This window comes from Streptomyces akebiae, assembly GCF_019599145.1.
Taxonomy (GTDB): domain Bacteria; phylum Actinomycetota; class Actinomycetes; order Streptomycetales; family Streptomycetaceae; genus Streptomyces; species Streptomyces akebiae.
This window is the reverse complement of the sequence record NZ_CP080647.1, coordinates 1,245,111-1,271,253: the sequence shown is the minus strand read 5'-3', so window position 1 is coordinate 1,271,253 and position 26,143 is coordinate 1,245,111. Positions and strand designations below refer to the sequence as shown.

At 71.1% G+C, this 26,143-nt stretch carries 20 protein-coding genes and 2 tRNA genes; 10 read left to right on the top strand and 12 right to left on the bottom strand.

The genetic code is table 11. The features are described from left to right. The first annotated feature begins 248 nt into the window (after positions 1 to 248). Positions 249 to 2,921 carry an ATP-binding protein gene (locus tag K1J60_RS05630; RefSeq protein WP_220645191.1) on the top strand — a complete coding sequence of 891 codons (2,673 nt, stop codon included), beginning with the start codon at positions 249 to 251 and terminating at the stop codon, positions 2,919 to 2,921. Positions 2,922 to 3,011: 90 nt separating this feature from the next. On the opposite strand, the gene pcaDC is transcribed toward K1J60_RS05630, so the two are convergent. The 4 genes from pcaDC to pcaH are packed head-to-tail and all read right to left on the bottom strand — an operon-like array spanning position 3,012 to position 6,879. Further along, complete coding sequence (gene pcaDC / locus K1J60_RS05625) at positions 3,012 to 4,169, bottom strand: bifunctional 3-oxoadipate enol-lactonase/4-carboxymuconolactone decarboxylase PcaDC (RefSeq protein ID WP_220645190.1); 1,158 nt, start codon at positions 4,167 to 4,169, stop codon at positions 3,012 to 3,014. Beyond that, on the bottom strand, positions 4,166 to 5,497 hold the full coding sequence (gene pcaB / locus K1J60_RS05620; protein ID WP_220645189.1) for a 3-carboxy-cis,cis-muconate cycloisomerase: 1,332 nt from the start codon (positions 5,495 to 5,497) through the stop codon (positions 4,166 to 4,168). Before pcaB ends, pcaDC begins: the two co-directional genes overlap by 4 nt. Further along, positions 5,494 to 6,099, bottom strand: a complete 606-nt coding sequence (gene pcaG, locus K1J60_RS05615) for a protocatechuate 3,4-dioxygenase subunit alpha (protein WP_220645188.1) — start codon at positions 6,097 to 6,099, stop codon at positions 5,494 to 5,496. Before pcaG ends, pcaB begins: the two co-directional genes overlap by 4 nt. A 6-nt stretch (positions 6,100 to 6,105) precedes the next feature. Then, positions 6,106 to 6,879, bottom strand: coding sequence for a protocatechuate 3,4-dioxygenase subunit beta (gene pcaH, locus K1J60_RS05610; RefSeq protein WP_220645187.1), 774 nt, complete (start codon positions 6,877 to 6,879; stop codon positions 6,106 to 6,108). Positions 6,880 to 7,152: 273 nt separating this feature from the next. Between pcaH and K1J60_RS05605 the strand changes: the two genes are divergently transcribed. After that, positions 7,153 to 7,608 carry a MarR family winged helix-turn-helix transcriptional regulator gene (locus K1J60_RS05605; protein WP_220645186.1) on the top strand — a complete coding sequence of 152 codons (456 nt, stop codon included), beginning with the start codon at positions 7,153 to 7,155 and terminating at the stop codon, positions 7,606 to 7,608. 20 nt (positions 7,609 to 7,628) lie between these two features. Here K1J60_RS05605 and K1J60_RS05600 read toward each other — a convergent pair whose 3' ends face one another. After that, positions 7,629 to 8,663, bottom strand: a complete 1,035-nt coding sequence (locus K1J60_RS05600; RefSeq protein WP_220645185.1) for a DUF3048 domain-containing protein — start codon at positions 8,661 to 8,663, stop codon at positions 7,629 to 7,631. Positions 8,664 to 8,794: 131 nt separating this feature from the next. Between K1J60_RS05600 and K1J60_RS05595 the strand changes: the two genes are divergently transcribed. Continuing rightward, complete coding sequence (locus tag K1J60_RS05595; RefSeq protein ID WP_220645184.1) at positions 8,795 to 9,985, top strand: zinc-dependent alcohol dehydrogenase; 1,191 nt, start codon at positions 8,795 to 8,797, stop codon at positions 9,983 to 9,985. 40 nt (positions 9,986 to 10,025) lie between these two features. On the opposite strand, the gene K1J60_RS05590 is transcribed toward K1J60_RS05595, so the two are convergent. Then, positions 10,026 to 11,102: an ATP-dependent DNA ligase gene (locus tag K1J60_RS05590; protein WP_220645183.1), complete on the bottom strand. Its 1,077-nt coding sequence runs from the start codon at positions 11,100 to 11,102 to the stop codon at positions 10,026 to 10,028. A gap of 89 nt (positions 11,103 to 11,191) precedes the next feature. Between K1J60_RS05590 and ligD the strand changes: the two genes are divergently transcribed. Continuing rightward, the gene (ligD, locus tag K1J60_RS05585) at positions 11,192 to 12,202 is read left to right on the top strand and encodes a non-homologous end-joining DNA ligase (RefSeq protein WP_220645182.1); all 1,011 of its coding nucleotides are present in this window, start codon (positions 11,192 to 11,194) and stop codon (positions 12,200 to 12,202) included. 44 nt (positions 12,203 to 12,246) lie between these two features. Here the strand turns inward: ligD and K1J60_RS05580 are convergent, their stop codons facing one another. After that, a complete protein-coding gene (locus tag K1J60_RS05580) occupies positions 12,247 to 14,451 on the bottom strand; it encodes an OmpL47-type beta-barrel domain-containing protein (protein ID WP_220645181.1) in 2,205 nt (734 codons plus the stop codon). Continuing rightward, positions 14,451 to 16,931: a ThuA domain-containing protein gene (locus tag K1J60_RS05575; RefSeq protein ID WP_220645180.1), complete on the bottom strand. Its 2,481-nt coding sequence runs from the start codon at positions 16,929 to 16,931 to the stop codon at positions 14,451 to 14,453. Before K1J60_RS05575 ends, K1J60_RS05580 begins: the two co-directional genes overlap by 1 nt. Positions 16,932 to 17,121: 190 nt before the next feature. Between K1J60_RS05575 and K1J60_RS05570 the strand changes: the two genes are divergently transcribed. After that, complete coding sequence (locus tag K1J60_RS05570) at positions 17,122 to 18,129, top strand: multicopper oxidase domain-containing protein (protein WP_220645179.1); 1,008 nt, start codon at positions 17,122 to 17,124, stop codon at positions 18,127 to 18,129. Between the two features lie 194 nt (positions 18,130 to 18,323). Beyond that, the gene (locus K1J60_RS05565; RefSeq protein WP_220645178.1) at positions 18,324 to 19,382 is read left to right on the top strand and encodes a LacI family DNA-binding transcriptional regulator; all 1,059 of its coding nucleotides are present in this window, start codon (positions 18,324 to 18,326) and stop codon (positions 19,380 to 19,382) included. An 11-nt stretch (positions 19,383 to 19,393) separates the two neighbouring features. On the opposite strand, the gene K1J60_RS05560 is transcribed toward K1J60_RS05565, so the two are convergent. Further along, a complete protein-coding gene (locus K1J60_RS05560; protein WP_220645177.1) occupies positions 19,394 to 20,611 on the bottom strand; it encodes a glycoside hydrolase family 64 protein in 1,218 nt (405 codons plus the stop codon). A 211-nt stretch (positions 20,612 to 20,822) separates the two neighbouring features. Continuing rightward, a complete protein-coding gene (locus K1J60_RS05555; protein WP_220645176.1) occupies positions 20,823 to 21,614 on the bottom strand; it encodes a VOC family protein in 792 nt (263 codons plus the stop codon). Between the two features lie 232 nt (positions 21,615 to 21,846). On the opposite strand from K1J60_RS05555, the gene K1J60_RS05550 reads away from it, so the two are divergent. The 4 genes from K1J60_RS05550 (at position 21,847) to K1J60_RS05535 (ending at position 23,907) form a co-directional block, all read left to right on the top strand. Then, positions 21,847 to 22,095: a WhiB family transcriptional regulator gene (locus tag K1J60_RS05550; protein WP_052146248.1), complete on the top strand. Its 249-nt coding sequence runs from the start codon at positions 21,847 to 21,849 to the stop codon at positions 22,093 to 22,095. 149 nt (positions 22,096 to 22,244) lie between these two features. Then, positions 22,245 to 22,316: transfer RNA gene (locus K1J60_RS05545), tRNA-Asp, on the top strand. A gap of 113 nt (positions 22,317 to 22,429) precedes the next feature. Further along, a complete protein-coding gene (locus K1J60_RS05540; protein ID WP_398683125.1) occupies positions 22,430 to 23,806 on the top strand; it encodes an SDR family NAD(P)-dependent oxidoreductase in 1,377 nt (458 codons plus the stop codon). 28 nt (positions 23,807 to 23,834) lie between these two features. Continuing rightward, positions 23,835 to 23,907: transfer RNA gene (locus tag K1J60_RS05535), tRNA-Trp, on the top strand. Positions 23,908 to 23,957: 50 nt separating this feature from the next. On the opposite strand, the gene K1J60_RS05530 is transcribed toward K1J60_RS05535, so the two are convergent. Then, positions 23,958 to 24,935, bottom strand: coding sequence for an acyl-ACP desaturase (locus tag K1J60_RS05530; protein ID WP_220645175.1), 978 nt, complete (start codon positions 24,933 to 24,935; stop codon positions 23,958 to 23,960). Between the two features lie 224 nt (positions 24,936 to 25,159). Beyond that, a complete protein-coding gene (gene ddaH / locus K1J60_RS05525) occupies positions 25,160 to 25,936 on the bottom strand; it encodes a dimethylargininase (RefSeq protein WP_220645174.1) in 777 nt (258 codons plus the stop codon). Between the last annotated feature and the right edge of the window lie 207 nt (positions 25,937 to 26,143).

Genomic DNA, 26,143 nt, shown 5'->3' with positions numbered 1-26,143 from the left:
GGTCATGCCGTCTCCTTCGAGGGGTAGGGGCCCACCGCCACCGAGAGCCGGCAAACCGTCCCTCGGACACGGGAAGTTGACTGTCCATCACTTCCAACGCGCCAGGTGGGCACCGGGGTGCGTCGCCCGTCGGCCGCCCGGTGTCACCCGACACGGCAACAGGTGCCCGGACCAGCCTCCACTTCGGCATCCAGGGGGCTACGCTCAATGACCGGTGCATCGTTCGGGCGGCCTGGGGAGGTAGCGGAATGACGGAGGCACGGCCCGACACGGCAGCCTCGGCTTCCCTGTGGGAGCGCGACGCGGAGATCACCGCCATCACGGAGGCGATCGACGAACTGTGCGTCGACAAGGCGTCCCCCGGCAGCGTGCTCGTCTTCACCGGCGAGGCGGGTGTCGGCAAGACCGCTCTGCTCATCGAGGCCCGCCGAATCGCCGAGGAGCGGGGCTGCGGGGTCTGGTACGCACGGGGCGGCGAGACCGTCACCTCCGTCCCCTTCAACGTCGTACGGCAGTTGCTGCAACCCGGACTCATGGGGCTGATGGAGGAGGAGACCCGCGAGTACCTGGGCGACTGGTACGACATCGCCGGACCCGCCCTCGGGCTCGCCGAACCGGGCGAGGGCCAAGCGGACCCGCAGGGGGTGTGCGAGGGCCTGGTCGCCGCCGTGAACCGCCTCGTGCGCCGCGCCTGGCCGCTCGTTCTGCTGATCGACGACATCCACTGGGCCGACCAGGAGACCCTGCACTGGCTGTCCGCCCTGGCCGACCGTCTGACCGAGATGTGCGTACTGGTCGTGGTGGCACGCCGCCCCGGCGAGGCCACCGGCGAACGCGCCCGCCATCTCAGCCGGATCGCCGCCAAGGCACGCCCCGTCAGCACGCTCAACGCGCTCACCCCGAAGGCCACCGCCGGGCTCACCCGCGCCACGGTCGGCCGGCATGCCGACGACCCCTTCTGCCGCGAGGTATGGGCGGTCACCGGTGGCAACGCCTACAACACCGTCGAACTCCTCGCCAAGGTGAAGGACTGCGGACTGGAACCGGTGGAGGAATCGGCCGGCGAACTGCGTGCCCTGAACCGCTCCGCCCGAGGCACCGGCCTCGTCGCCCGCCTCGAAGAACTGGGAGTCGAGGCCACGCGTTTCGCGTGGGCGGCGGCCATCCTCCACACCGGGATCACCGTCGACATCGTGGCACGCCTCGCCAGCCTGCCCCGAGCCTCGGCGGTGCAGTGCGCCGAGTTGCTGACCTCGGCCCGTATCCTCACCGAGCCCGATCCGGCCAACCGTCAGGCGGACGCAGGAGAGCTGGAGTTCGTCCACCCCCTCATCGCCACCGCCGTCTACGACTCGATTCCGCCCGGCATCCGTACCGCGTTCCACGGAGTCGCCGCGACGGCCGTCACCGAATCCGGGCGCGGCGCGGCCGCGGCCTCCCGCCACCTCATCGAGGTGCACCCGGACGGCGAGGCCGAGTTGGTGGAGCAGTTGCGTGCCGCCGCGGCGGAACACCTGGCCGTGGGCGCCCCCGAGGCCGCCCGCCGCTGTCTGGAGCGAGCCCTGAAGGAGCCGCCGCAGCCGGACATCCGGGTCCGCGTGCTCTACGAACTGGGCTGCGCCACCCTGCTCACCTCACCCGCCACCACGATCGAATACCTCCGCTCGGCACTCGCCGAGCCGGGCCTCGACAGCGACGAGCGCGTCGACGCGGTCTTCCGCCTCTCCCAGGTGCTGCTCCACAACAACCAGTTGCACGAGGCGGTCCGCACACTCGACGCGGAGATCGGCCGACTGGACCCCGGGCCCGCCCGGTTGCGTCTCCAGGCCGCGCGCTACATGTGGGAGGGCGTCCACGCCGGCGAGGAACTCCCACCGACCCACTCCCAGGAACTCGCCGCCCTCGCGGCCACCTGCACCGGCAGGGACAACTCCGAACGCGCGCTGCTCATCCTCCGGGGCTTCGACGCGATGACCCGGGGCGAGAACGCCGAGGAGGTGGTCGAGTTCTGCGACCGTGCCCTCGTCAACGGCCGCCTCGCACCCGGGCTCGGCTGGACCGACACCGAGTGGGGCATCGAACTGCTCCTGATGCTGGCCACCGCGTACGCCTACGCGGACCGCCTCGACCGGGCCGAGAGCCTGTACACGGAGGCCCTGCGCACCTACGAGTCAGCCGGTTGGAGCGGAGGCCATCTCGCACTGGCCCATGCCTACGTCGGGCTCGGACATCGCTTGCGGGGCCGGCTCAGGGACGCGGAGGCCTCCCTGCGCAGGTCGCTCGTGCTCGCCGAAGGCGTCGGTCGCGGCCTGCCCCTGTACTGGAGCACGACCTGCAACCTCGTCGACACCCTGCTCGTCCGCGGCCACGTCGAGGAGGCCTGGGCGGTCGCCGAGCAGTACAACTTCGCGCCGCCGTACCCGTCCACCATCGTGCTGCCCGAACCCAGGTCCGTACGGGGGCGGCTGCTTCTCGCCGTGGGGCGCACCAAGGACGGCATCAACGAACTGGAGGCCGCCGAGAAGGCGACGGCGGCCCGGGGCCACCACAACACCGTCACCGCCACCTGGGGCGGCGCCCTCGCACGGGCCCTCGCCACCGAGGACCCGCGCCGCGCCGCCGAACTCGCCGCGACCGTCCGCCGCCGTGCCGAACGCTTCGGTACGGACACCGCCATAGGTGAGGCCCTGCGCGTCGAGGCGTCCCTCGCCACCGGCCGCAAGGCGGCCTCCCTCTACGCCCAGGCGGTCACCTACCTGGCGGCCTCGCCCTCCGCCTACGAGCACGCCGCCGCCCGCGTCGAATACGGCATCGCCAACCGCTCGGTCTCCGAACTCGGCCGGGGTCTGACGCTCGCCGAGTCCTGCGGCGCCGACGGCCTGGTCAGGCAGGCGCGGGAGGAACTCGCCCGGATCGGATAGGGCGCGTGCCGGACGTACGCCGGGCGACCGGGATCGGTGTCGCGCCTGGCCGCGGGCGCCGCCTTGACGGCTTCCTGCCGAGGGTCTCTGTCAGCCCTGTCCTGCTGTCTCCTCTTCCTGCTCCTCTTCCTCCTCCGCCAACACCCGCTGCGCGGCCGCGAACGCCGAGTTCGCCGCCGGGACGCCGCAGTAGACGGCCGTCTGGAGGAGGACGGCGCCGATGTCCTCCGGGGTGAGGCCGTTGAGGCGGGCGGCGCGGACGTGCATGGCCAGTTCGTCGTAGTGGCCGTGGGCGACCAGCGCGGTCAGCGTGATCATGCTGCGTTCGCGGCGGGACAGCGTCGGATCGGTCCAGATCTCGCCCCAGGCGTAGCGGGAGATGAAGTCCTGGAAGCGCGCGGTGAAGGGCGTCTGCCGGGACTGGGCACGGTCCACGTGTGTGTTGCCGAGGACCTGGCGGCGCACCTCCATCCCGCGCTTCGCGTATCCGTCGAAGTGCCCGCGCAGCGCGGCCAGTACGGCCTCCGGCCGCTCCGCGGGGGCGAGGTGGGACGCCCCCGCGATCTCGATCAGCGTCGCACCGGGCACCGCGTCCGCGATCTCCCGCAGATGCGCGGGCGGCGTCGCCGGGTCCTGGCGGCCGGCGACGAGAAGCGTGGGCGCGGTGATCCCGGACAGCTCCTCGCGAACGTCGAACGCGGCGAGCGCGTCGCAGCAGGCGGCATACGCACCCGGGTCGGCCCGGCGGTGGTCCTCCACCAGCTCCGGCACGGTGAAACCGGGTGTGAACCACCGCGAGTCGGCGGTCTCCGCGAGCCCGGCCAGTCCCTCCCGCCCCTCCCGGCGCACCAGCTCCGCCCGTTCCCGCCACGGCTTGGCGCCGTTGAAGTGGGCCGAGGAACAGAGCACGGCCAGCGAGGAGATCCGCTCCGGGTGGTGCGCGGCCAGCCACAGACCGACCGCGCCGCCCAGGGACACCCCCGCGTACGCGAACCGTTCGACGCCCAGCGCGTCCGCCAGGTCCAGCACCAGGGCGGCCAGGTCACCCACCGTCGCCCCCGCCGCGATGAGCCCGGCCGGGGAGTCGGCGTGGCCCGGCAGGTCCCAGCGGACCACCCGGTGTGTGATCGACAGCTCGGGCGCCACCTTGTCCCACAGCCGGGTGGACGTACCGAGGGAGGGGCCGAGCAGCAGCGGGGGAGCGGAAGAGGGGCCCTCCGCACGGTGGTTGAGCAGTTTGTCGGTCAACGTCGCTCCAGGGCACGGTCGGTGAGGGCTCCGGCGGAGCCGGTGTAGCGGGTGGGGTCCGTGAGGTCGGCGAGGTCCAGGTCCTTCAACTCCGTTTCCTCGACCAGCAGTTCGCCCAGCGAGCGCCCTTCGGCGTAGACGCGCTCGGCGGTACGGGTGAGCAGCTCCCTGGCGCGGGCTCTGCCCAGCACCGGGGCCAGCTCGGCGGCCAGCCGCTCCGAGACGATCAACCCGTGGGTGAGGTCCAGGTGCCGGCGCATCGCGTCGGTGTCGACCCGGAGCCCTCGCGTGAGTTCGACCGCGTCCCGGGCGGCGCCCCCGACCAGGCGGAGCAGTTCGCGCAGCGGCTCCCACTCGGCGTGCCACGCCCCGGCCGGCCGTTCGTCCTCGGCGGCCAGCGACCCGTACAGCGTCGCCGCCAGGTGGGGCGCCCGCCGGGCCGCCGCCGCGATCAGCGTCGACCGTACCGGGTTCGCCTTGTGCGGCATCGCCGACGAGCCGCCCCCGCTGCCCTCGGCGACCTCCGCGATCTCGGTACGGGCCAGGGTGAGCACGTCCGCCGCGATCTTCCCCAGGGCCCCGGCGGCGAACGCCAGCGCTCCGGCCAGGTCCGCGATCGGGGTACGCAGGGTGTGCCAGGGCAACTCGGGTGTGTGGAGGCCGAGTTCACGGGCGTAGGCGGCACTCAGGGCATGGGTGTCGGTCGCCCCGAAGACGGTGAACGCCGCCGCTGTGCCTGCCGCGCCCCCGAGTTGGGCGGGCAGCGTCGCCCGTACGACGGCGAGTCGGTCCCGGGCGTCCAGCAGCAGTGAGCGCCAGCCGGCCGCTTTCAGGCCGAAGGTCGTCGGCACGGCGTGCTGGGTGAGGGTGCGGCCGGGCATCGCGGTGTTCCGGTGCGCGGCGGCGAGCACGGCCAGCGCGGACTCCGTACGGCCTAGGTCGGCCAGGACCAGGTCGAGGGTGCGCGCGGCGACCAGCATCGTCGCCGTGTCCAGGATGTCCTGGCTGGTGGCGCCCCGGTGGACGTACGGACCGTACTCCGGGCCGACCGCCTCGGTGAGGTCCGCGACCAGCGGGATCACCGGGTTGCCGCCGCCCCGCGCGCGTTCCGCGAGGGAGCGTACGTCCAGCGTGGCGGCGTCGGCCGCCGAGGTCACCGCGGGTCCGGCCGCGGCGGGGACCAGCCCCAGGGCAGCCTGGGCGCGGGTCAGCGCGGCCTCGGCGTCGAGCAGCGCCCGCAGATAGGCGGCGTCGCTGGTCGCGGCCGCGGCCGGGGAACCGGTCCACCCGGGGGCGAGCAGACCGGTGTCGGCGTCAGCAGAAGTCACTGGAACTCCAGGAAGACCGTTTCGCCTTCGCCCTGAAGGCGGATGTCGAAACGGTAGGTGCCGTTGCCCTGGTCCTCGGCGATCAACGTGCCCCGGCGCGCCTCGTCCACGCGGGAGAGCAGCGGGTCGGCGGCCAGCGCGGCGTCGTCGCCCGGCAGGTAGATCCGGGTGAACAGGTGGACCAGCAGGCCCCGCGCGAAGACGCACACGCTGAGGTACGGCGCGTTCCGCCCGCGTGCGCCGGGCCGCAGCGTACGCGCGGTCCAGTGACCGCTGGCGTCGGTCTGGACGCGGCCCCAGCCGGTGAACTCCACGCCGTTGCGGCCCAGGAAGCCGCCGCTCGCGGGGTCGCGGCGCATGGAACCGTCGACCCGGGAGACGTTGCCGTCCGGGTCGGGGCCCCACAGCTCCAGGAAGGCGTCCGGCAGCGGGTTGCCCTCGCCGTCGCGGATGTGGCCCTGGAGGGAGATGGTGTCGGGGTGGCCGAGGGGAGCGATGTCGCCGCCGCCGGGGAAGGGCAGGGCGTGGCCGTAGAAGGGACCGACCGTGTGCGAGGGGGTCGGGAGCACCGTCTCAGGGCGGCTGGTGTCGATCTTCGTCATGGCAGGTCAGCGTCCTTCTTCGATCCAGGTGGCCTGCGGGCCGTCGAGCACGATGTCCCAGGCGTAGCCCATCGAGAACTCCGGCACGGACAGGCTGTGGTCGTAGGTCGCGACCAGCCGCTGCCGGGCCGCGTCGTCCGTCACCGACTGGATGATCGGGTCGTAGGGGAAGAGCGGGTCGCTCGGGAAGTACATCTGGGTCACGAGCCGCTGGGTGAACGCCGAGCCGAAGATCGAGAAGTGGATGTGGGCCGGGCGCCAGGCGTTGAGGTGCTGACGCCACGGGTACGGGCCCGGCTGGATCGTCGTGAAGTGGTAGTGCCCGTCGTCGTCGGTCAGCGTGCGCCCGACTCCGGTGAAGTTCGGGTCCAGGGGCGCGTCGTGCTGCTCGCGCTGGTGGGCGTAGCGGCCGGCCGAGTTGGACTGCCAGATCTCGACCAACTGGCCGCGCAGCGGGCGTCCGTCGCGGTCGAGGAGCCGGCCGGAGACGGTGATCCGCTCACCGATCGGCTCGCCGTCGTGCTGCCGGGTCAGGTCGTTGTCGATCTCGGTGATGTCCCGCTCCCCGAAGGCGGGGGAGGACAGTTCCACCAGCTCCGGGTCCTGGGTGACGTCGATGGAGATCGGCGGCTGCTTGGGGTGCCGCAGCACCGACGACCGGTACGGGGCGTAGTCACGGCGCGGCTGGTGCTCGACCGGCGCCCCGTCCGCGACCCGCTTCTCGTAGGCGGCGTGTTCGGCGGCGATCTCCTGGTCGATGTCCGCTTGGGTGAGAGTCATGGGGATTCCTGAGGTGTCGGGGGTCTCGTGGAAGTAGGGGGTCCGGATCGCGCCCCACGGCGGCGTGAGGCCCCATCCCGTCCGCGCACCCGGTGACCAGTTAATCAGGGCACTGAGCATTCCAGTGAAGTTTCTTTCACGCTGCCACTCGTCGGCTCCGTCGTCAAGGCCTGCGAAAAGAGCCAGATCGCAGGGGTACGGGTTATGGACACGGGCCAAGGGGTGGCGGGTATCGTTCAGTGCACGGACGAATTGTCGAGCCGAGGAGCGCACATGGCCGCGGTGGACCTCTCCACCCACCCCGGGCACCTGGCCCGACGGCTGCAGCAGGCCCACTACCTGCTGTGGAACGTGATGGTCTCCGAGGAGATCACCTCGCCGCAGTTCGCGGTCCTCAACACCCTCGTCGCCGAACCGGGGCTCGACCAGCGCACGGTCGGGGAGCGGGTGGGGCTCGACCGGTCGACGATGTCCGAGGTCATCACCCGGCTCGGGCGCCGGGGGCTCCTCGACAAGGTGCGCGATCCGCAGGACGGGCGACGGTTCCTGCTGCGGCTCACGGACGACGGGGTGCGGACGCACCGCAGGCTCACGGTGCGGACGGCGCGGATGAACCAGGTGTTCCTGGCTCCGTTGTCGGCCGAGGAGCAGGACGTGTTCTTCGAGCTGATCCGACGGGTGGCCGACGCGGCGGAGGAACTGCGCAGCCCGGCGGAGGCGCTCCGCTAGGCGCTCTGCCCGGCGCACCGCTACGGGGAGTCGGCGGCGTACACCACCCATACCTGGCCCTCGGCGAAGTTCATCGGTTCGCCGTCCGTCGTCGTGAAGGCCGTGCCGTCCGTCGCGGTCTTCCGCGCCCAGTCGGCCTCGAAGACCCTGCCGTCCCGCAGTACCTCCGCCCGGCCCGAGCCGACCGTCTCCGTGTACGGGGTGTTGTTGCCGAGGAAGTCGCGGAACCGGGACTCGCGGACGGTCACGTACTGGACCACCACCGTGGCCGGGGCGACGCGGACGTCGTCGGTGGTGATCGTCGGGCGGCCGTCCATCGAGACCTCCCAGCGGCGGCTGTCGTCGGACCACGTGAAGGTGAAACGGGCCGCCGGGTAGCGCACGGTACGGGAGTCCTCGGGGGTGCCGCCCGAGGGCGCGGGGCCGTAGCGGAAGCCGGTGGTGAGGGCGTCGGCGCCCGGCGCGGAACCCATCAGTTCACCGGGGCGCAGGTACAGGTTGTGCGGTGCGGGCTTCTCGTCGCCCCGGAAGTAGGCGTCGCCGGCGTCCTCGGGGGTCTTCGCCTGCAGCGGCGCCCCGTCGATCAGCGGAAGGAGCTTGCCCTGCGCGCCCGAGAAGGCCAGGGTCGGCTCGTCGAACTGGCGCAGCAGCTCCAGGTCGGACTCCCGGGCGCTGCGTACGGGGCCGACCGCCTCCGGGAACCGTGTGGCGTACACGGCCATCAGTCGACTGAGGCCACCCTCGACCTGCTCGGCGTAGACGATGTCCGCGGCGTCGAGGCCGGTCTGGGGGCGGGCGGCGGAGGCGTTGTCGATCTTCACGGCGAGTACCGGTCCGACCGGCGGAGCGCTGCTCCGGTCGTCCCGGCGAGTGTCTTCCCGCCCGCGTCCGTCGTCGCCGTCCGTGCCGGTCGAGGTGCAGCCCGCCAGCAGCACGCCCGCGACCACGGCGGCGAGCAGCGCCCCCCGCGTCGAGCCGCGCCGGATCCGCCGTATCCGCGCTCTTCGGACCCGCCGCATCCGCGATCTGTCGCTCACCGTGCTCAAGTCGCTCATGATGCATCCGATTGTGCACTTATCCGTTCATGAATAGCCATAGTGGATTGTTCCTGACTGGTTCGGGGGTGAGGCGCCGGGTACTCGGGCGGCACCTGCTGACCGAGGCGAGGGAACGGAGTGTGGGCACGATGAAGGCAGTGACGTGGCAGGGCAAGCGGGACGTGCGCGTGGAGACCGTGCCCGATCCGGAGCTGAAGGAGCCGACCGACGCGATCATCCGGATCACCTCCACCGGGCTCTGCGGCTCCGATCTGCACCTGTACGAGGTGCTCACCCCGTTCATGACGCCGGGCGACATCCTCGGCCACGAACCCATGGGCATCGTCGAGGAGGTCGGCGCCGGCGTCCCCGACCTGGCGGCCGGGGACCGGGTCGTCGTGCCGTTCCAGATCGCCTGCGGCAGCTGCTGGATGTGTCTCACCGGGCTCCCCACCCAGTGCGAGACCACCCAGTGCACCAGCGAGGGCATGGGCGCGGCCCTTTTCGGCTACACCCGGCTGTACGGCTCGGTCCCGGGGGCCCAGGCCGAGTACCTGCGCGTCCCGCAGGCCCAGTTCGGGCCGATCAAGGTGCCGGAGGGGCCGCCCGACGACCGGTACCTCTACCTCTCCGACGTGCTCCCCACCGCCTGGCAGGCGGTCGAGTACGCGCACATCCCGCCCGGCGGCAGCGTCGCCGTGCTCGGCCTCGGACCCATCGGTGACATGGCCTGCCGGGTGGCCCTGCAACGCGGCGCCGAGCAGGTGTTCGGGGTCGACCTGGTGCCCGAGCGGCTGAGCCGGGCGCGCGAGCGGGGCGTACAGACCTTCGACCTCAGGGACTTCGACCACGAGAAGGAACTGGTCGGCGCCATCCAGGACCGGACCGCCGGACGCGGCCCCGACTCCGTGATCGACGCCGTCGGCACCGAGGCCCATGGCAGCGCGGCCGCCCGGCTCGCCCAGAACGCGACCGGACGGCTGCCCCGGGCCATCGGCTCACGGCTCACGGAACGCCTCGGCGTGGACCGGCTCGCCGCCCTCCACGCCGCCATCGAACTCGTACGACGCGGCGGCACGATCTCCCTCTCCGGTGTCTACGGCGGCAAGGTCGACCCGCTGCCCCTGCTCACCCTGTTCGACAAGCAGATACGGCTGCGCATGGGCCAGGCCAACGTCCGCACCTGGACCGACGAGATCCTGCCCCTCCTCACGGACGACGACCCCCTGGGTGTCGACGACTTCGCCACCCACCACGTGCCGCTCACCGACGCCGCGCACGCCTACGAGATGTTCCAGCGGAAGCAGGACGGGGCCGTCAAGGTGCTGATGCGGCCCTGAGCGCCGACGAGCGGACCGCGCCGTTCCGTCCCGGCGGCCGTCACCGGTCCGCATCGGGGCCGAGGATCTCCGTCAGGTCGTACCTCACCGGCTCCTCCAACTGCGCGTAGGTGCAGCTCTCCGCCGTGCGGTCCGGGCGCCAGCGCCGGAAACGGGCCGTGTGGCGGAAGCGGACCCCGTTCTCCATGTGGTCGTACGCCACCTCGGCGACCTGGTCGGGGCGCAGCGGCACCCAGGAGAAGTCCTTCTTCGAGGACCAGCGGCTCGGCGCGCCCGGCAACCGTGCCGTCTCGTGCGCCGCCTCGTCGGGCCAGGCGGCCCAAGGGTGCTCCGCGACGTCCTCCAGCCGCAGTGGCTCCAGCTCCCGCACCAGTTCCGCGCGCCGCTTCATGGGAAAGGCGGCGCACACGCCGACGTGCTGGAGCGTGCCCCCGTCGTCGTAGAGGCCCAGCAGCAGCGAGCCGACCACCGGCCCGCTCTTGTGGAGGCGGTACCCGGCGACCACCACGTCCGCCGTCCGCTCGTGCTTGATCTTGAACATGGCCCGCTCGTCCTGCCGGTAGAGCAGGGTGAGCGGCTTGGCGATCACCCCGTCCAGGCCCGCGCCCTCGTACTGTTCGAACCACTGCTCGGCCAGCTCGCGGTCCGTGGTCGCCGGCGCGAGATGGACCGGCGCGGTCACCCCGGACAGGGCCAGTTCCAGCAGGGCGCGCCGATCGGTGAGGGGGACGTCGAGCAGCGACTCGTCGTTCAGCGCGAGCATGTCGAAGGCGACGAAGGAGGCGGGGGTCGTCCCCGCCAGCATCCGGACGCGGGAGTCCGCGGGGTGGATGCGCTCGGTGAGCGCGTCGAAGTCCAGTCGCCCGTCCCGGACGATCACGACCTCGCCGTCCATCACACAGCGCTCGGGCAACCGCTCCCGCAGGGCCGCCACCAGCTCGGGGAAGTACCTGGTCAGCGTCTTTCCGGTGCGGCTGCCGATCTCCACCTCGGGCCCGTCGCGGAACACGATCGCCCGGAACCCGTCCCACTTCGCCTCGTAGTGCATGTCCGGCGGGATCTTCGCCACGGACTTGGCGAGCATCGGTTTCACGGGCGGCATCACCGGAAGATCCATGCCTCCGATTCTGCGACCGCGATTCCGCCGCCGCGCGCCGAGCTTCGTCCGGTATGCGGCATTCTGTCGTTCCGCCTACCGTGGCTCGCATGGGTGAAGCGGTGGAACTGGAGGCGGCGGGGCGGACGGTCCGGCTGTCCAGCCCCGACAGGATCTTCTTCCCGGAGCGCGGCTTCACCAAGCTGGACCTCGCCCGGTACTACATCGCCGTCGGCCCCGGCATCCTGCGGGCCCTGCGCGACCGGCCCACCACCCTGGAGCGCTACCCGGAGGGCGTGACGGGCGAGAACTTCTTCCAGAAGCGCGCCCCCAAGAACATGCCCGACTGGATCCCCACCGCGCACATCACCTTCCCCAGCGGCCGCAGCGCGGACGAGATGTGCCCCACCGAGGTCGCCGCCGTCGTCTGGGCCGCCCAGTTCGGCACACTCACCTTCCACCCGTGGCCCGTCCGCCGCGACGACGTCGACCGGCCCGACGAACTCCGCATCGACCTCGACCCGCAGCCCGGCACCGACTACGCCGACGCGGTGCGCGCCGCGCACGAGCTGCGCGAGGTCCTCCACGAGTACGGCGGTCTGCGCGGCTGGCCCAAGACCTCCGGCGGCCGTGGCCTGCACGTCTTCGTGCCGATCCGGCCCGACTGGACCTTCGCCCAGGTACGCCGCTCGGCCATCGCCGTCGCCCGTGAACTGGAGCGCCGGATGCCGGATCAGGTGACCACGGCCTGGTGGAAGGAAGAACGCGGCGCGAAGATCTTCGTCGACTACAACCAGACCGCCCGCGACCGCACCATCGCCTCCGCCTACTCCGTACGACCCCGCCCGCACGCCCCCGTCTCCGCGCCCCTCACCTGGGACGAGGTGGGAGTCGCCGTGCCGCGCGACTTCGATCTGGGGACCATGCCGGGGCGTTTCGCCGAGGTCGGTGACGTCCACGCGGACATGGACGAGCACGCGTTCTCCCTGGAGGCGCTGCTGGAGCTGGCGGCGCGGGACGAACACGACCACGGGCTGGGGGACCTGCCGTATCCGCCGGAGTACCCGAAGATGCCGGGGGAGCCGAAGCGGGTGCAGCCGAGCAGGGCGAAGAAGACATGACGGTGGCCCGCGCCCCCGCACGGGGCGCGGGCCACCGGGGTTCCCTACAGTTCCTTGATCCGGATGTCGCGGTAGGAGACGACATCCGTCGTGCCGTGCACCTGGAGCCCGATGTGGCCGGAGGCGAACCGTCGCCCGTCCGTGCCCGGGTCGTCCGAGCGGGGCGGGGTGAAGTCCTGCCCGCCGATGTTGTCGAACTCGTTGATCAGGATTCCGTTGCGGTAGACCGAGTAGTGCTGGTCGACCACCCTGATCTCGTAGTCGTTCCAGGTGCCCTTCTGGGTGACGCCCGCACCGGCGAGCCCCACCCGGTCGAAGCCGTAGACCGACCCCGTCTTGTACATGTCGCCGTCGGGCCGGTCGAGGACCTGCACCTCATGGCCGTACTTGATGGCCACCCACTCCGGCCGCGACTCCTCCGGATGGTCGTGGACCGAGGGGAAGCGCACGAACACACCGGAGTTGGCGTTCGACGTGCCGGGCGCGTCGTCACGCCACTGCAGGCGCAGCGAGAAGTCGCCGTACTTCCGCTCGGGGAACCACAGCATGCCGAGCCCGGCCTTCGTCGTCCCCGAGGTGATCGAGCCGTCGGTGTTCAGCCCGAACGAACCGCCGCCCACCTGCTGCCACTTGGCGAACGACTCGGCCGTGCCGTCCAGGATCGTGCGGTAGCCCTCCGTCTGACCGGGCCTGCCGATGCCGGACTCCTCCGCCGCCTCCTTCACGGCCGTGTACTCGCGCAGGTCGACGACCCCTTCCCGGAACAGCTTGTCGAGGACGGCGTCCACGTGCTTCAGGAACAGCGCGTGGGACGTCCACTCCTTCTCGTCCTCGATCAACTCGTTGATCCGGCACCGGTTGTTCGTGACCCGGTTCGGCACCCCCGAGTCGACCGTGCCGACGAAGACCGTCAACCTCTCGTCGTACTCGGCGCAGTTGGGCGCGGGAACCCCACCGCCCGCCACCACGGTGAAGCTGACCGAGCGCGCGGCGGCCGTGTTGCCCGCCTTGTCGCTCGCCCGGTACGCGACCGTGTGGGTGCCCGCCCGGTCGACCACCACGGGCGCGGTGTACGCGAGGTAGGGGCCGCCGTCCAGCGAGTACTCGACGGCGGCGACACCCGAGCCGCCGTGGTCCGTGGCGCTGACGGTGACCTTGGCGCTCTTCAGGTACGCGCCGGCGGAGTTCCGGTCGCCCTCGACGGTCACGCCCGTCACCGGGGGCGTGGTGTCGTCGACGGGCGGTGCGACGACGGTGAAGCCGACGCTCTTCTCGGCGGCGACGTTGCCCGCCTTGTCCGTGGCCCGGTACCGCACCTTGTGCGTGCCGACCTCGTGCACCATCACGGGCGCCGTGTATGTCTGCCAGGCCCCCGAGTCGCCGAGGGCGTACTCGATGGTGTTGACCCCCGACCCGGTGTCCGACGCGGAGACGGTGACCGTCGCCATGGACACGTAGTCGCCCTGGGGGTTCTTCTCGCCGGCCACCGTCGCCGAGGTCTCCGGCGCGGTCGTGTCGTCGGTCGGCGGGGCGACGACGGTGAACGCGACGCTCTTCTCCGCCGCCGTGTTGCCCGCCTTGTCGACCGCACGGTAGCGGACCCTGTGCGTGCCGACCTGGTTGACCACCACCGGCGTGGTGTACGGCAGCCAGGCTCCGGCGTCACCGACGGCGTACTCGATCCGCTCGACACCCGAGCCGCCCGGGTCGCTCGCCTTCACCGTCACCAAGGCCGAACCGACGTACGCGCCCGCGCTGTTCTGCGTCCCGGTGATCTCCGCCGAGGTCTCCGGCGCGGTGGTGTCCTCGCCGGTGCCCTCGGTCACCACGAGGATGCCCTGCATCTGGCCGTGCCCGGGGATCGTGCAGTAGTAGCGGTAGCGGCCGGGGGCGAGCGTGACCTCGGCGGTGTGCCGGCCGCCCTGGTCGTCGCCCGGGTTGGCCAGGATGTTGAGCGGCACGTCGTTGTTGTACTCCGGGTCGGAGACGTCGAACGTCAACGTGTGCGGCATCCCCATGGTGTTGCCGGTCGCCTTGCTGTTCTCGAACACCAGGGTGGCCGGACCCGCGACGGCGGTCTGCGGCGCGGTCAGGTACTTGGTGATGTCGTCACCGGCGGTCCAGGTGAGCACCTGGGCGGCGGCCTTCTCCCGCGCCCCGTCCGTACGGCCGGAGGCGGGCGTCGACGTGAGCCCGAGGACCATCAGCAGGGCCGCCAGCAGGGCCGCCCACAAACGTCTTTCCCGCATCACTCCGCCTTCCTCGCCAGCTCGTCGGCCGCCGGGGTCGGGCCGCCGCCCGTGTAGGTGACGCGCCACAACGCCGACTTGGCGTCCGAGGTGAAGAAGCCGCGTCCGTAGTCGAGGACGTACAGCGCGCCGTCCGGACCGAACTTCCAGTCCATGAGGTTCCTGATGCCGTCGGCCCCGACCGGCACGATCTTCTTCAGGGACTCCGCGTGGACCGGGAGTCCGCCGTTGCCCTGGTTCTTCGGGTCCATGACCACCGCGTGGCGCGGCTGGTCGGCGTCGTAGAAGTCGCCGACGAACCACTTGCCGTCCCAGTAGGCCGGCCACCGGCCGGAGTCGTCGCCGGACGCGGAGTACCGGTAGACCGGCCCGTTCATGGTCGCCTGACCGCCGCCCTTGAGCCACGGCAGCAGGTACGTGGCCTCCTCGTTCTTGTACGAGGGGATGCCGCTCGCGTCCCGGGGGAAGTCGGGGGCGCCGCCCTGCGGTGAGTACCAGATGTTGTTGCCGGTCACCGGGGGCAGGTTGACGAGTCCGTCGTTGTTCGGGGACTCGTTCTTCGGGTGGTCGCAGTCGTACCAGCCGAGCGGCTTCGAGGGGTCCGGCAGGTTGCGGTCCCGGTAGGGCTGCTTGTTGCCCATGCAGTACGGCCAACCCCGGTTCCCCGCCTCGGTGATGGCGGCGAAGGTGTCGTACTTGGCCGGGCCCCAGGCCGTGGAGGGTGTCGAGGCGTCCGGGCCGACCCAGCCGGCGTAGAGGACGTCGGTCTGCCGGTCGACGAAGATGCGGGCCGGGTTCCTGACCCCCATCACATAGATCTCGCCGCGGGTCTTGCCGCCGCCCTCGGCGGTCTCCTTGCCGGTGAAGAGGTTCCCCGCGGGCAGGGTGTAGGTGCCGTCCGGCTCCGGGTGGATGCGGAGGATCTTGCCGTTGAGGTTGTTGGTGTTGCCGGCGGTGCGGCGCGCGTCGGCGAAGGAGACGCCCTTGTGGTTCGGTTCGGGGTTGTTGCCCGAGTAACCGGCGCTGAAGCCACTGGAGTTGTTGTCGCCGGTCGCGATGTACAGGTTGCCCTTGGAGTCGAAGCTCATGCCGCCACCCGCGTGGCAGCAACTGTGGATCTGCACCGGCCACTTGAGCAGTACCTTCTCGCTGCCCAGGTCCAGCTTGTTGCTCGTGAGGTCGAGGGTGAAGCGCGAGACGCGGCGCTCGGCCATCCGGGTGTCACGGTCGATCCGCGAGTGCGGCGTGTAGTGCAGGTACACCCAGCCGTTCTGCTGGAAGCCGGGGTCCAACTCGATGCCCAGCAGGCCCTCTTCGACCTTGATCAGCTCGTCGCCGCCGCCCTTGTTGCCGAAGACGGTGAGGGCACCCGCGAGGGTGACCTTCTTCGTCCTCGGGTCGTAGACGTGGATCTCGCCCTTGCCCTTGCCGATGTCGGGGTTGTTCCAGTCGGTGACCACCGGCTGGGACGAGTCCGCGCCGCCCCGGCCGATGTACAGGACCCGTCCGTCGGGTGCGGTGACCAGGCCGTGCGGTTCACCGATCTGGTCGTTCTGCCCCGGCTGGTTGGGCTGGGTCAGCCGCTCCGCCTTGTAGTGCGCGTTGATGGTCGCCTTGCAGTCCGCCTGTGCGAGGCGGGAGGTCCAGAGCAGGGCGCCGCGCAGATGCGTACGGAAGTCGGTCTCGTCGTAGGCGGAGACGGTCCCGCCCATGCCCGTGTAGAAGGAACGGCCGCCGTCGTAGTCGCGGCACCAACTCACCGGGTGGTCCCAGCCGTTGGCGCCGGTGCCCGGCTGGTAGGTCGACTCGCGGACCCGGGCCACGGTGTGCACGGTGCCGGACGGGTTCTTGGTCCAGTTGAGCCACTTGTCGGGCCGCTTCCACTGCACCGGCAGGTCCTTGGTCGCCGGGTGCCGCCGGTCACCGACCTCGACGGTCGCCCGCTGCACGGTCGTCGGGCTGGACGCGGCCGGCCGCGCGCCGATCAGACCGGTGAACCAGTCCGAGTACGGTTCGGCGCGGGCCGCGTCGTGGACGCCCACGAAACCGCCGCCCGCCTCCATATAGGTTTCGAGGCCGGCCTCCTGCTCGGGATCCAGGACGTCACCACCGCCGGTCAGGAAGACGACGGCGTTGAAGCCGCTCAGGCGGGTCTCGTCGGTGAAGACGGAGGCGTCGTCGGTGGCCACGACCCCGAACCGCTCGGCGGCCGGGCCGGACAGCCCGATCCGTTCGATCGCCTCGATCCCGGCGTTCACGACGGGGGACTCGTCCCCGGCTGCCGCGGAGCCGTGGAAGATCAGCACATGAGGGCCGGAGCCGCCCGGCGGCGACTTGATCGACATCGTTGTCAGCGGTGGTTCCGGCGCCGGTCGCGCCTGGGCCGCGGGGCCCGACAGAAGTCCCGCGGTGACGACCGAGGCGGTCAGGGTGGCCGCCCAGGCCCGTCTCTTCGCGTCGCTCAACCCTCGTAAGTACATGGGCACCTCCTCGGTCACAGCAACAGCGCCAAGGAAGCTAGCCCGCTTTGGCGCGACTCGCCAAGAGCTATGACCGGAATGGTCTGAACTTTGTCCTGGGTGTGGATAAACCGACGTACGGCCGCTACCGTCTCACAGGTTGATCACAGATGCGTCTCCGCAAGATCCTTATCAGCGTGGGGAGTTCCGCATGGACGGGATGGACAGACGAGGGTTCAACCGGCGGATGCTGCTGGGTGGCGCGGCCGCCGCGACATCGTTGTCCGTGGCCATCGAGACCGTCGGCACCTCCGGGGCCGCGAGCGCCGCCACGCAGGCGAGGACGGCCCCGGCGGGCGGCCAGGTCCGGCACATCAAGATGTACGCCGAGAAGCTGCCCGACGGGCAGATGGGCTACGGCTTCGAGAAGGGCAAGGCCTCGATACCGGGCCCACTGATCGAGCTCAACGAAGGCGACACCCTGCACATCGAGTTCGAGAACACGATGGACGTGGCGGCCAGCCTCCACGTCCACGGCCTGGACTACGAGATCTCCAGCGACGGCACCAGGCTGAGCCGGAGCGACGTCGAACCCGGAGGCACCCGCACCTACACCTGGCGCACCCACGCCCCCGGCCTCCGCAAGGACGGCACCTGGCGTGCGGGCAGCGCCGGTTACTGGCACTACCACGACCATGTCGTCGGCACCGAACACGGCACGGTCGGCGTCCGCAAGGGTCTCTACGGTCCCGTCATCGTCCGCCGCAAGGGCGACGTGCTGCCCGACAAGACCGTCACCGTCGTCTTCAACGACCTGCTGATCAACAACAAGCCCGCGCACTCGGGCCCCCACTTCGACGCGACCGTGGGCGACCGGGTCGAGTTCGTCGTCATCACGCACGGCGAGTACTACCACACCTTCCACCTGCACGGTCACCGCTGGGCCGACAACCGCACCGGCATGCTGACCGGCCCCGACGACCCCAGCCAGGTCGTCGACAACAAGATCGTCGGCCCCGCCGACTCCTTCGGCTTCCAGGTCGTCGCGGGCGAAGGGGTGGGAGCGGGCGCCTGGATGTACCACTGCCACGTCCAGAGCCACTCCGACATGGGCATGGTGGGCCTGTTCCTGGTGCGCAGGACGGACGGGACGATCCCGGGGTACGAGCCGCACGAGCCCCACACCACCGAGGAGTCCGGGGCGTCCCACGCTCACTGAGGTCACCGAGGGGAAAGGCCGACCGGGCCGCGCCCGCTCGGCCGCGTCCCGCCGCCCGACGGCTTCGGCCACCTCGTCGATCGCGCAACGGAGCGGGTCGCCGTACGCGTCCCGGCCGGGCTCCGGGGAGCGCTCTCAGAGGGCTCTCCTCCAGGGCTATCCTGAGCGGAGCCGCCCCCGAGGAGTGTTCCGCAGTGACCGAGACAGCGTCGCGTCCCACGTTGGAGGCCGTGGCCGCGCGGGCCGGGGTGTCCCGGGCGACGGTGTCGCGGGTCGTCAACGGGGGCGAGGGCGTTCGGGAGCCCCTCGTCGAGCGGGTGCGGAAGGCGGTCGAGGAGCTCGGGTACGTGCCCAACCAGGCGGCCCGCAGCCTCGTCACCCGGCGGCACGACGCCGTGGCCGTGGTGATCGCCGAGCCGGAGACCAGGGTCTTCGCCGACCCCTTCTTCGCCCTGCAACTCCGCGGCATCAGCAAGGAGCTGACCGCGCACGACTCACAGCTCGTGCTGCTGCTCACCGAAGGACCCGAGGACTACGCCCGGGTGGGACGGTATCTGGCCGGCGGACACGTCGACGGGGCACTCGTGTTCTCGCTGCACCTCGACGATCCGCTGCCCGCGCTGATCCAGGGCGCGGGCGTACCCACCGTGTTCGGCGGCCGTCCCGGCTGGGCCGACGGCACGCGCGGCGACGCCACCACCGTGTACGTCGACAGTGACAACCGGGGCGGCGCGCGGGACGCCGTACGCCATCTCGTCGGCCTCGGCCGCACCCGGATCGCCCACATCACCGGGCCCCTCGACCAGACCTCCGCCGTGGACCGGCTCGACGGGTTCCGGGACGTCATGGTGGACGCCGACCCCCGGCTGATCGTGGAGGGCGACTTCACCCCGGCGGGCGGGGAGCGGGCGATGCGGGAACTGCTCGGCCGCTGCCCCGAGTTGGACGCGGTGTTCGCCGCCAACGACGTGTCCGCGTCCGGCGCGCTCCGGGTGCTGCGGGAGCTCGGGCGACGGGTTCCCGAGGACGTCGCCGTGGTGGGCTTCGACGACATGCTGCCGGTGGCCGAGCAGTCCGACCCTCCGTTGACGACGGTCCGTCAGGACATAGAGGAGATGGGACGTTTGATGGCCCGGCTCCTGCTCCGGGGCCTCGAACGGCGAGCCCCCGACGAGCCGGGCGATCAGGGCCCGGCCGGCACGCCGTCCAGTGTGGTCCTGCCGACCACACTGGTACGACGCGCCTCCGCGTAGCAGCCGAGCGCTCAGGCGCCCACCGTCACCGTGAACCGGCGCGGATTGCCGTCGTGGGCCGCGCCCGACACATCGGGCTGCCCGTCCGGCCGTACGTCGTCGTACGGAAAGGCGTACCCGATGGGCGAGTTGGCGTGCACCACGCGTGACCAGTGGTTCGTCACCGTCCCCCGGTAGTAGTCGGCGGCCGTCGCGCCGTTCGGCTGGGTGGGGTGGGTGAGCATGATCGAGCGGTTGAAGCCGGCCGCGAGGCGGGCGAGGAGGGCCTTCTTGTCGTCGGGGTCACCGGGGTTGTTGGTGAACGGTCCGTGGTTGCAGGTGAAGATGTCCTTCGAGGTGGGCTTGGCGAAGGAGTGGCCGCCGGCGAAGGTGAGGGTGTCGCCCGAGACCCGCCCCGCCAGGACGCCCCGGCCGCCCTGGAGGTCGATCCTCAGATCCGTCGACCGGTACTTCTCCCACACCTGGTCGATGTAGGAGTTCCAGTAGGCGCGGAACGGCATCTGGTCCGGTCGGTCGAAGTAGGGCGCCATCAGGTTCTGCGGTGAGACGACCCGCAGCACCCTGCCGTCGCCGCCCCGGATGACGAGCCGGTCCCAGGGCTGACCGTCCCGCGCCGACTGCGCCACCAGATCCGCGGCGATCCGGTCCACCGCGCCATCGGGCAGCGGGGCGACCGTGTGCGTGCCGTCGCCTTCCAGTGTCAGCCCGATCGGCAGGGCCGTCACCAGGTCGACATAGCTGATGTTGGCGAACAGTTGGGTGGTGTTGAACGTGAACTCGCAGAACGACCACGTCTTGCCGTAGTTGGCGTCGGCGGGTGTCGCGAAGGCGGGCTCGACCAGCGCGGGGCCCGGGTTGAGGAAGAACTCCAGGGTGCTGTCCCGTACGAAGTAGACGCGTGCGCCGAACATCTGGGGGAGCGTCAGCACCTTGGGTGCCGAGCCCGCCGCGCCGAGCGGGATCGCACAGTCGACAGGCAGCGGCGTCTGGGGTGCCGAGGGCGAGGCCGGCCGGTAGACGCTTCCGTCGGCCCGCAGCAGCACCCAGGCGCCCGTCGACTGCTCGTGCCCGGTGACGTAAGCCCGGACCGTACCCGGCAACGAGGCGTTGCGGAGGGCGAGTTGACAGGTCGCCGGCGCAGCTTGGGCCGGAGAGCCGAGGGCACCTCCGACGGCGGTGGCGCCGACCGCGGCGGCGGTCGTGGACAGGAACGTACGGCGGGAGATCACGATGGCCTCCTGGGACGTGGGGGAGTGGAGGCACAGCGGACGGGGCCCCTGCTGTGGTTCCCCCACTGTTCCCAGGGGAAGTTGAGGCGTCAAGACTTATGACTGAGAGCGCTCTCAAGAAGGCGGGTGAGTTCATGAGGTGACGGCAAGTCGAACGGTGTTCGGGCCCTGTTCGCCGAGGACGCCGGGGATGGTGAGGATGCCGAGGGCGCTAACCCTGCGGCCGTTCGCTCCTGATCACCGCGAACCGGGCTCCGTACGGATCGGTGAGTTTGGCGAAGCGCCCCGCGCCCGCGAGGTCGGTGGCGGGCAGCCGGACACCGCCGCCGTGCTCCAGCGCCCTGCTCACCGCCGCGTCCGTGTCCGGGACCTCGAAGTACGGCAGCCAGTACGGTCCGGACCCCGCCTCGCTCGGGTCCTCGTCGAGCGGAACGATGCCGGCGAACATCGACTCCGGCTCGGTCCCCGCCGGGTTCACACAGGTGTAGCTGCCGCCGGCGATGTCGATCGCGGAGGTCTCCCAGCCGAACACGGAGTTGAAGAACCCGGCCGCCGCGGGCAGATCCGGCGTGTACAGCTCCAGCCAGCACAGCGCGCCCGGGTCCATGACGACGTCGAGCCCGGTGATGCGCTGGGGCTGCCACACGCCGAAGGGCACCCCCGCCCGGTCGGCGAGGATCGCCATCCGGCCCTCGTCCGCCACGTCCATGGGCCGCATCAGCACGGAGCCGTGGGCCTGCTCGACCGCCTTGGCCGTGGCGTCGGCGTCCGGGGTCCGGAAGTAGATGTTCCAGGACGGAGGGCCCTGCTCCGGGGGGTTCTGCATACCGGCAGCGGCGGTACGGCCGTCGAGCCGGAAGAACCCGTACCCGCCCATCTCGGGGCCGGCCGACTCGAACTGCCAGCCGAAGAGGTGCCGGTAGAAGGAGGCGGCGCCTTCGATGTCGGGGGTGCCGAGGTCGATCCAGTTCGGGGCGCCGGTGACATAGCGGGTGGTGAGCATGGCTGCGCTCCTCTGAAGAGGTCCGAGGGGTCCGTTGCCGGTACTGCCGAGTCTGGCACCGCGTCCGCGTGACCGCCCGAGCATCGGCCGGACGCGCCACGGAAAGAGGTGCGCGCCCCTCCCGTGCGCCGCCGTGTGTCACCCCGGTGGGCGAGGGGACCATGGAGGCCGGGAGCGTCGTGTTGATGTCACGTTGATCGAACGTTTTTCGGCACTCGGCACGATGCCGTGCATGCACAACGACACGATCACCCCGATCGACCGTGCCTGGCAGGAGCGGGCGCTGTGTGCGCAGACGGGGGCAGACTTCTTCTTTCCCGAGCCCGGCAGCTCGGTGCGTGAGGCGAAGCGCATCTGCGGCATGTGCGAGATGCGTACCGCATGTCTCGAGTACGCGCTGTCCAACGACGAACGGTTCGGCGTCTGGGGCGGACTCTCCGAGAAGGAGAGACTGCGACTCCGCCGCAGCGACAACGGCTGACCGGCCGGTGGCGCACAGGTCCCACAGCGGCGAACCTGTTGGCTCCGCAGGCCTGTTCGGTGTCGGACCGGTCGGGTCGTCGCCCTCCGGTCCGGTCATAAATCGGTGGGCCGCGGCCGGCACGGGCGCATAGGATCCGGGGACGCGGTCCGGACGTAGCGCAGAGGCAGGCGCACCGCCTTGTCAGGGCGGAAACGCCGGTTCGAATCCGGTCGTCCGGACCGCTCTCCACGGTGGCGCACCGCGCCCGACGCATGGCGTTTGCTGCTCCGAAGGCCGCGTGGGCCGGCGGGGCAGCCGCGACATGACACGGGACACGCGGGGCGGGGCACTCATGAGCGACGACGGCGGCATCGCCGAGGACGGCGGCATCGCCGAGGACGGCGGCATCACCGAGGACGAACTGGCGGCCTTCCACCGTACGGTCGGCCGGCTGCGGGCGCTGCCCGTCGACGACCCCGTGCGGCTACGGGCCGAGCGGGTCGCCGCGTCCTTCGCGCGCGACGGTTGGAAGCGGCGCCGTAAAGCGCTCAGCGCCCGGAAGTCCGCCGCGGACGCCGCCGTGATGGCCGCGACAGCCACCGGAGCCCTGGACCGGCGCGAGGACGCCCCGCTGCCGGAGCGGGCGGCGGGCGGCGGGGGAGTCCTTCTGAAGTCGCGTCACTGCTATGTCTGCAAGACGTCCTATCGACACGTCGACCCGTTCTACCACCGGCTGTGCCCGGACTGCGCCGCCGACAACACCGCCCGCCGCGCCCTCGGCACCGACCTGAGCGGGCGCCGCGCGCTGCTCACCGGCGGCCGGGTGAAGATCGGCTTCCAGCTGGCCCTGATGATGCTGCGCGACGGCGCCGAGCTGCTCGTCACCAGTCGCTTCCCGCACGACACCGTGCGCCGCTTCCGCGCCGAGCCCGGCAGCGCGAAGTGGCTCGACCGGCTGACCGTCGTCGCCGTGGACCTGCGGGACCCGCGCCAAGTACTGGGCCTGTGCGAGCAGTTGAGGCAGGAGGGTGAGCCGCTCGACATCCTGGTCAACAACGCGGCCCAGACGGTGAGGCGGCCGCCGGAGTCGTACGCGCTGCTGGCCGCCGGGGAGTACGACACGCTGCCCGAAGGGGCGCGGCAGGCACCGGGGTTCACGCCGATGCGGATGCTGGGGGCCGGGGCCGCCACCCTGCCCGTCGTGTTGCGCGAGGCCGACGAGGCCGGGCTGCTGCCCGACCCCGCCCCGGAGAACTCCTGGTCGGCGCGGCTGGGGGAGCTCGACCCGGCGGAGGTCCTGGAGACCCAGCTGGTCAACTCCCTCGCCCCGGCGCTCCTCTGCGACCGCCTGCTGCCGCTGCTGCTCGCTTCCCCACGCCCCCGCCGTTACGTGGTCAACGTGACCGCCGTAGAGGGCCGTTTCGCCGTGCGCAACAAGACGGCCGGGCATCCGCACACCAACATGGCCAAGGCCGCCCTCAACATGCTCACCCGTACCAGCGCCGCCGAACTCGCGGACCAGGGCGTCCACATGTGCGCCGTCGACACCGGCTGGATCACCGACGAGAACCCCGCCCCCAAGAAACACCGCATGGCCGGCGCCGGCTTCCGGACCCCGCTCGACATCGTCGACGGCGCGGCCCGCGTCTACGACCCGATCGTGCGCGGCGAGGCGGGCGACCCGGTCTCGGGAGTGTTCCTCAAGGACTACCGGGAGGCCGAGTGGTGAGGAGAACGGCTGGGCTTGCGCCCAAGGGCGGGGCGTAGCGCAGAGGCAGGCGCGCCGGTCTCCAAAACCGGAACACGCTGGTTCGAATCCAGCCGCCCCGCCCCCCGCGCCGCACGGCCCCGCGCCGCGCAGCACCCGAGGCTCGCGGCCGTCACGCCCCGGCGCGCGCCGCCATCCGGGCCTTGCGCGCGGCCAGCTTCTCGTCGAACTTGCGGGCCTCCGCGTCGAGACCGCCCATGTAGAGGCCGAGCTCCTCCTGCGCCTTCATGCCCTCGGGGCCGAGGCCGTCGATCTCCATGATCTTCAGGAAGCGGATGACGGGCGCGAGGACGTCGTCGTGGTGGATGCGCATGTTGTAGACCTCGCCGATGGCCATCTGCGCGGCGGCGCGCTCGAAGCCGGGCATGCCGTGGCCGGGCATCCGGAAGCCGACGACGACATCGCGGACGGCCTGCATGGTGAGGTCGGGGGCGAACTCGAACGCGGCCTTCAGCAGGTTCCGGTAGAAGATCATGTGGAGGTTCTCGTCGGTCGCGATGCGCGCCAGCATGCGGTCGCACACGGGGTCACCGGAGTGGTGGCCGGTGTTGCGGTGCGAGACACGGGTGGCGAGCTCCTGGAAGGCGACGTACGCGACCGTGTGGAGCATCGAGTGGCGGTTGTCCGACTCGAAGCCCTCGCTCATGTGGGACATCCGGAACTCTTCGAGCTTGTCCGGGTCCACCGCGCGCGAGGCGAGCAGGTAGTCGCGCATCACGATGCCGTGCCGGCCCTCCTCCGCGGTCCAGCGGTGCACCCAGGTACCCCAGGCGCCGTCACGGCCGAAGAGGGTGGCGATCTCGTGGTGGTAGCTCGGCAGGTTGTCCTCGGTCAGCAGGTTCACCACGAGGGCGATCCGGCCCACCTCGGAGACCTTCGACTGCCCCTTCTCCCAGGCCTCGCCGTCCTCGAAGAAACCGGGGAAGTTGCGGCCGTCGCTCCACGGCACGTACTCGTGCGGCATCCAGTCCTTGGTGACCTTCAGATGCCGGTTGAGTTCCTTCTCGACGACTTCCTCCAGTGCGTACAGCAGCCGCGCGTCGGTCCATTCGCCGGACGGGCTGCCGAGGTGGGGAGAAGTGATCGACACAGAGGCTCCAGGGGGACGTACAGGGAACGGGACGTTCGGTGCTGCCACGGGCGGGCGACCTGAACCTACGGCATCGTAGGCTACGAATCCGTAGGTTACGATGCCGTAGGTTAAGCGTGCTGTAAAGACCGCTGATCAGCGAGTTCCCGGGAAGTGATCGGCGGCATGCCGAAGGCCCCGTGGACCAGCAGGTCCCGGGGCCGAAGAGACGATGCGATCGCCCGTCAGGCGTACAGTCCGCGCAGCCGCACCGAGAGGCATGTCACACAGCCCTCGAGCTTCTCGAACTCGCTGATGTCGACCACGACGGGCTCGTAGCCGAGGTCGGAGTACAGCTCGGCCGTCTTCGGCGCACTCGCCGCCATCAGCAGCTTGTCGCCGCCGAGGAGCACGACATGGGCCCCGGCCTCCTCCGGCACCGGCAGGAAACGCCCGAACAGCGACGGGGTGTCCATCTTCGGGATGTGCCCGACGACCGTGCCGTCGGGCAGCGCCGTGACCGCCGACTTCAGATGCAGCACCTTGCTCACCGGCGCGGAGACCACCCGCGCGCCGAGCGGCTCGAACGCGGCCCGCAGCTGCTGGATCCCGGCCGCGTTGGTGCGCCCGCCCCGCCCCACGAACACGGTGTCGCCGACCTTGAGGACGTCACCGCCCTCCAGCGTGCCCGGGGCCCAGACCCAGTTCACCGAGCAGCCGAGCGCGGCCACGGCCTCCTCGATCCCCTCGGTCTCGTCCCGCCGGGACTCGGCTCCGGGGCGTGCGATCAGCGCCACGTTCTTGTACATGACGACGGTGTCCTCGACGAACACCGAGTCCGGGCAGTCGTCGGCCGGCTCCACCTCGATCGTCTCCCAGCCGTGGTCACGCAGGGCTTCGCCGTACGCCTCCCACTGCTCGACCGCGAGGTCGACGTCCACCTCCGTGCGCTCGACGTGCGTGACGAGGCCTTCGGCCAGGCGGGGGCTGGGGCGGCGGACGAGGGCCTTCTTGCTGGGCACGTGGGTGACTCCGAATCGAACGACGGTTTTCCGGCGTCCGTGAAGCGACGCCGGTCCGCCATCATGCAGTCCCGGCCCACCAGGACAAAACCGTTCCTGGAGACTGAGCAGGAGTGAGCCTGACCCAGCCGCACGCCCCGAACGGTCTTGAGCGTACTGGTCCCCGGCGAACTCGACCCCGGGTGGCGACACGCATCCTGTGCGTGG

Excerpts from the sequence above, each read along its gene's own strand:
- K1J60_RS05630 (WP_220645191.1), top strand. The coding sequence starts at position 249 with ATGACGGAGGCACGGCCCGACACGGCAGCCTCGGCTTCCCTGTGGGAG.
- pcaG (WP_220645188.1), bottom strand. The coding sequence starts at position 6,099 with ATGACGAAGATCGACACCAGCCGCCCTGAGACGGTGCTCCCGACCCCC.
- pcaH (WP_220645187.1), bottom strand. The coding sequence starts at position 6,879 with ATGACTCTCACCCAAGCGGACATCGACCAGGAGATCGCCGCCGAACAC.
- K1J60_RS05605 (WP_220645186.1), top strand. The coding sequence starts at position 7,153 with ATGGCCGCGGTGGACCTCTCCACCCACCCCGGGCACCTGGCCCGACGG.
- K1J60_RS05600 (WP_220645185.1), bottom strand. The coding sequence starts at position 8,663 with ATGAGCGACTTGAGCACGGTGAGCGACAGATCGCGGATGCGGCGGGTC.
- K1J60_RS05595 (WP_220645184.1), top strand. The coding sequence starts at position 8,795 with ATGAAGGCAGTGACGTGGCAGGGCAAGCGGGACGTGCGCGTGGAGACC.
- K1J60_RS05590 (WP_220645183.1), bottom strand. The coding sequence starts at position 11,102 with ATGGATCTTCCGGTGATGCCGCCCGTGAAACCGATGCTCGCCAAGTCC.
- ligD (WP_220645182.1), top strand. The coding sequence starts at position 11,192 with ATGGGTGAAGCGGTGGAACTGGAGGCGGCGGGGCGGACGGTCCGGCTG.
- K1J60_RS05580 (WP_220645181.1), bottom strand. The coding sequence starts at position 14,451 with ATGCGGGAAAGACGTTTGTGGGCGGCCCTGCTGGCGGCCCTGCTGATG.
- K1J60_RS05575 (WP_220645180.1), bottom strand. The coding sequence starts at position 16,931 with ATGTACTTACGAGGGTTGAGCGACGCGAAGAGACGGGCCTGGGCGGCC.
- K1J60_RS05570 (WP_220645179.1), top strand. The coding sequence starts at position 17,122 with ATGGACGGGATGGACAGACGAGGGTTCAACCGGCGGATGCTGCTGGGT.
- K1J60_RS05555 (WP_220645176.1), bottom strand. The coding sequence starts at position 21,614 with ATGCTCACCACCCGCTATGTCACCGGCGCCCCGAACTGGATCGACCTC.
- K1J60_RS05550 (WP_052146248.1), top strand. The coding sequence starts at position 21,847 with ATGCACAACGACACGATCACCCCGATCGACCGTGCCTGGCAGGAGCGG.
- K1J60_RS05540 (WP_398683125.1), top strand. The coding sequence starts at position 22,430 with ATGAGCGACGACGGCGGCATCGCCGAGGACGGCGGCATCGCCGAGGAC.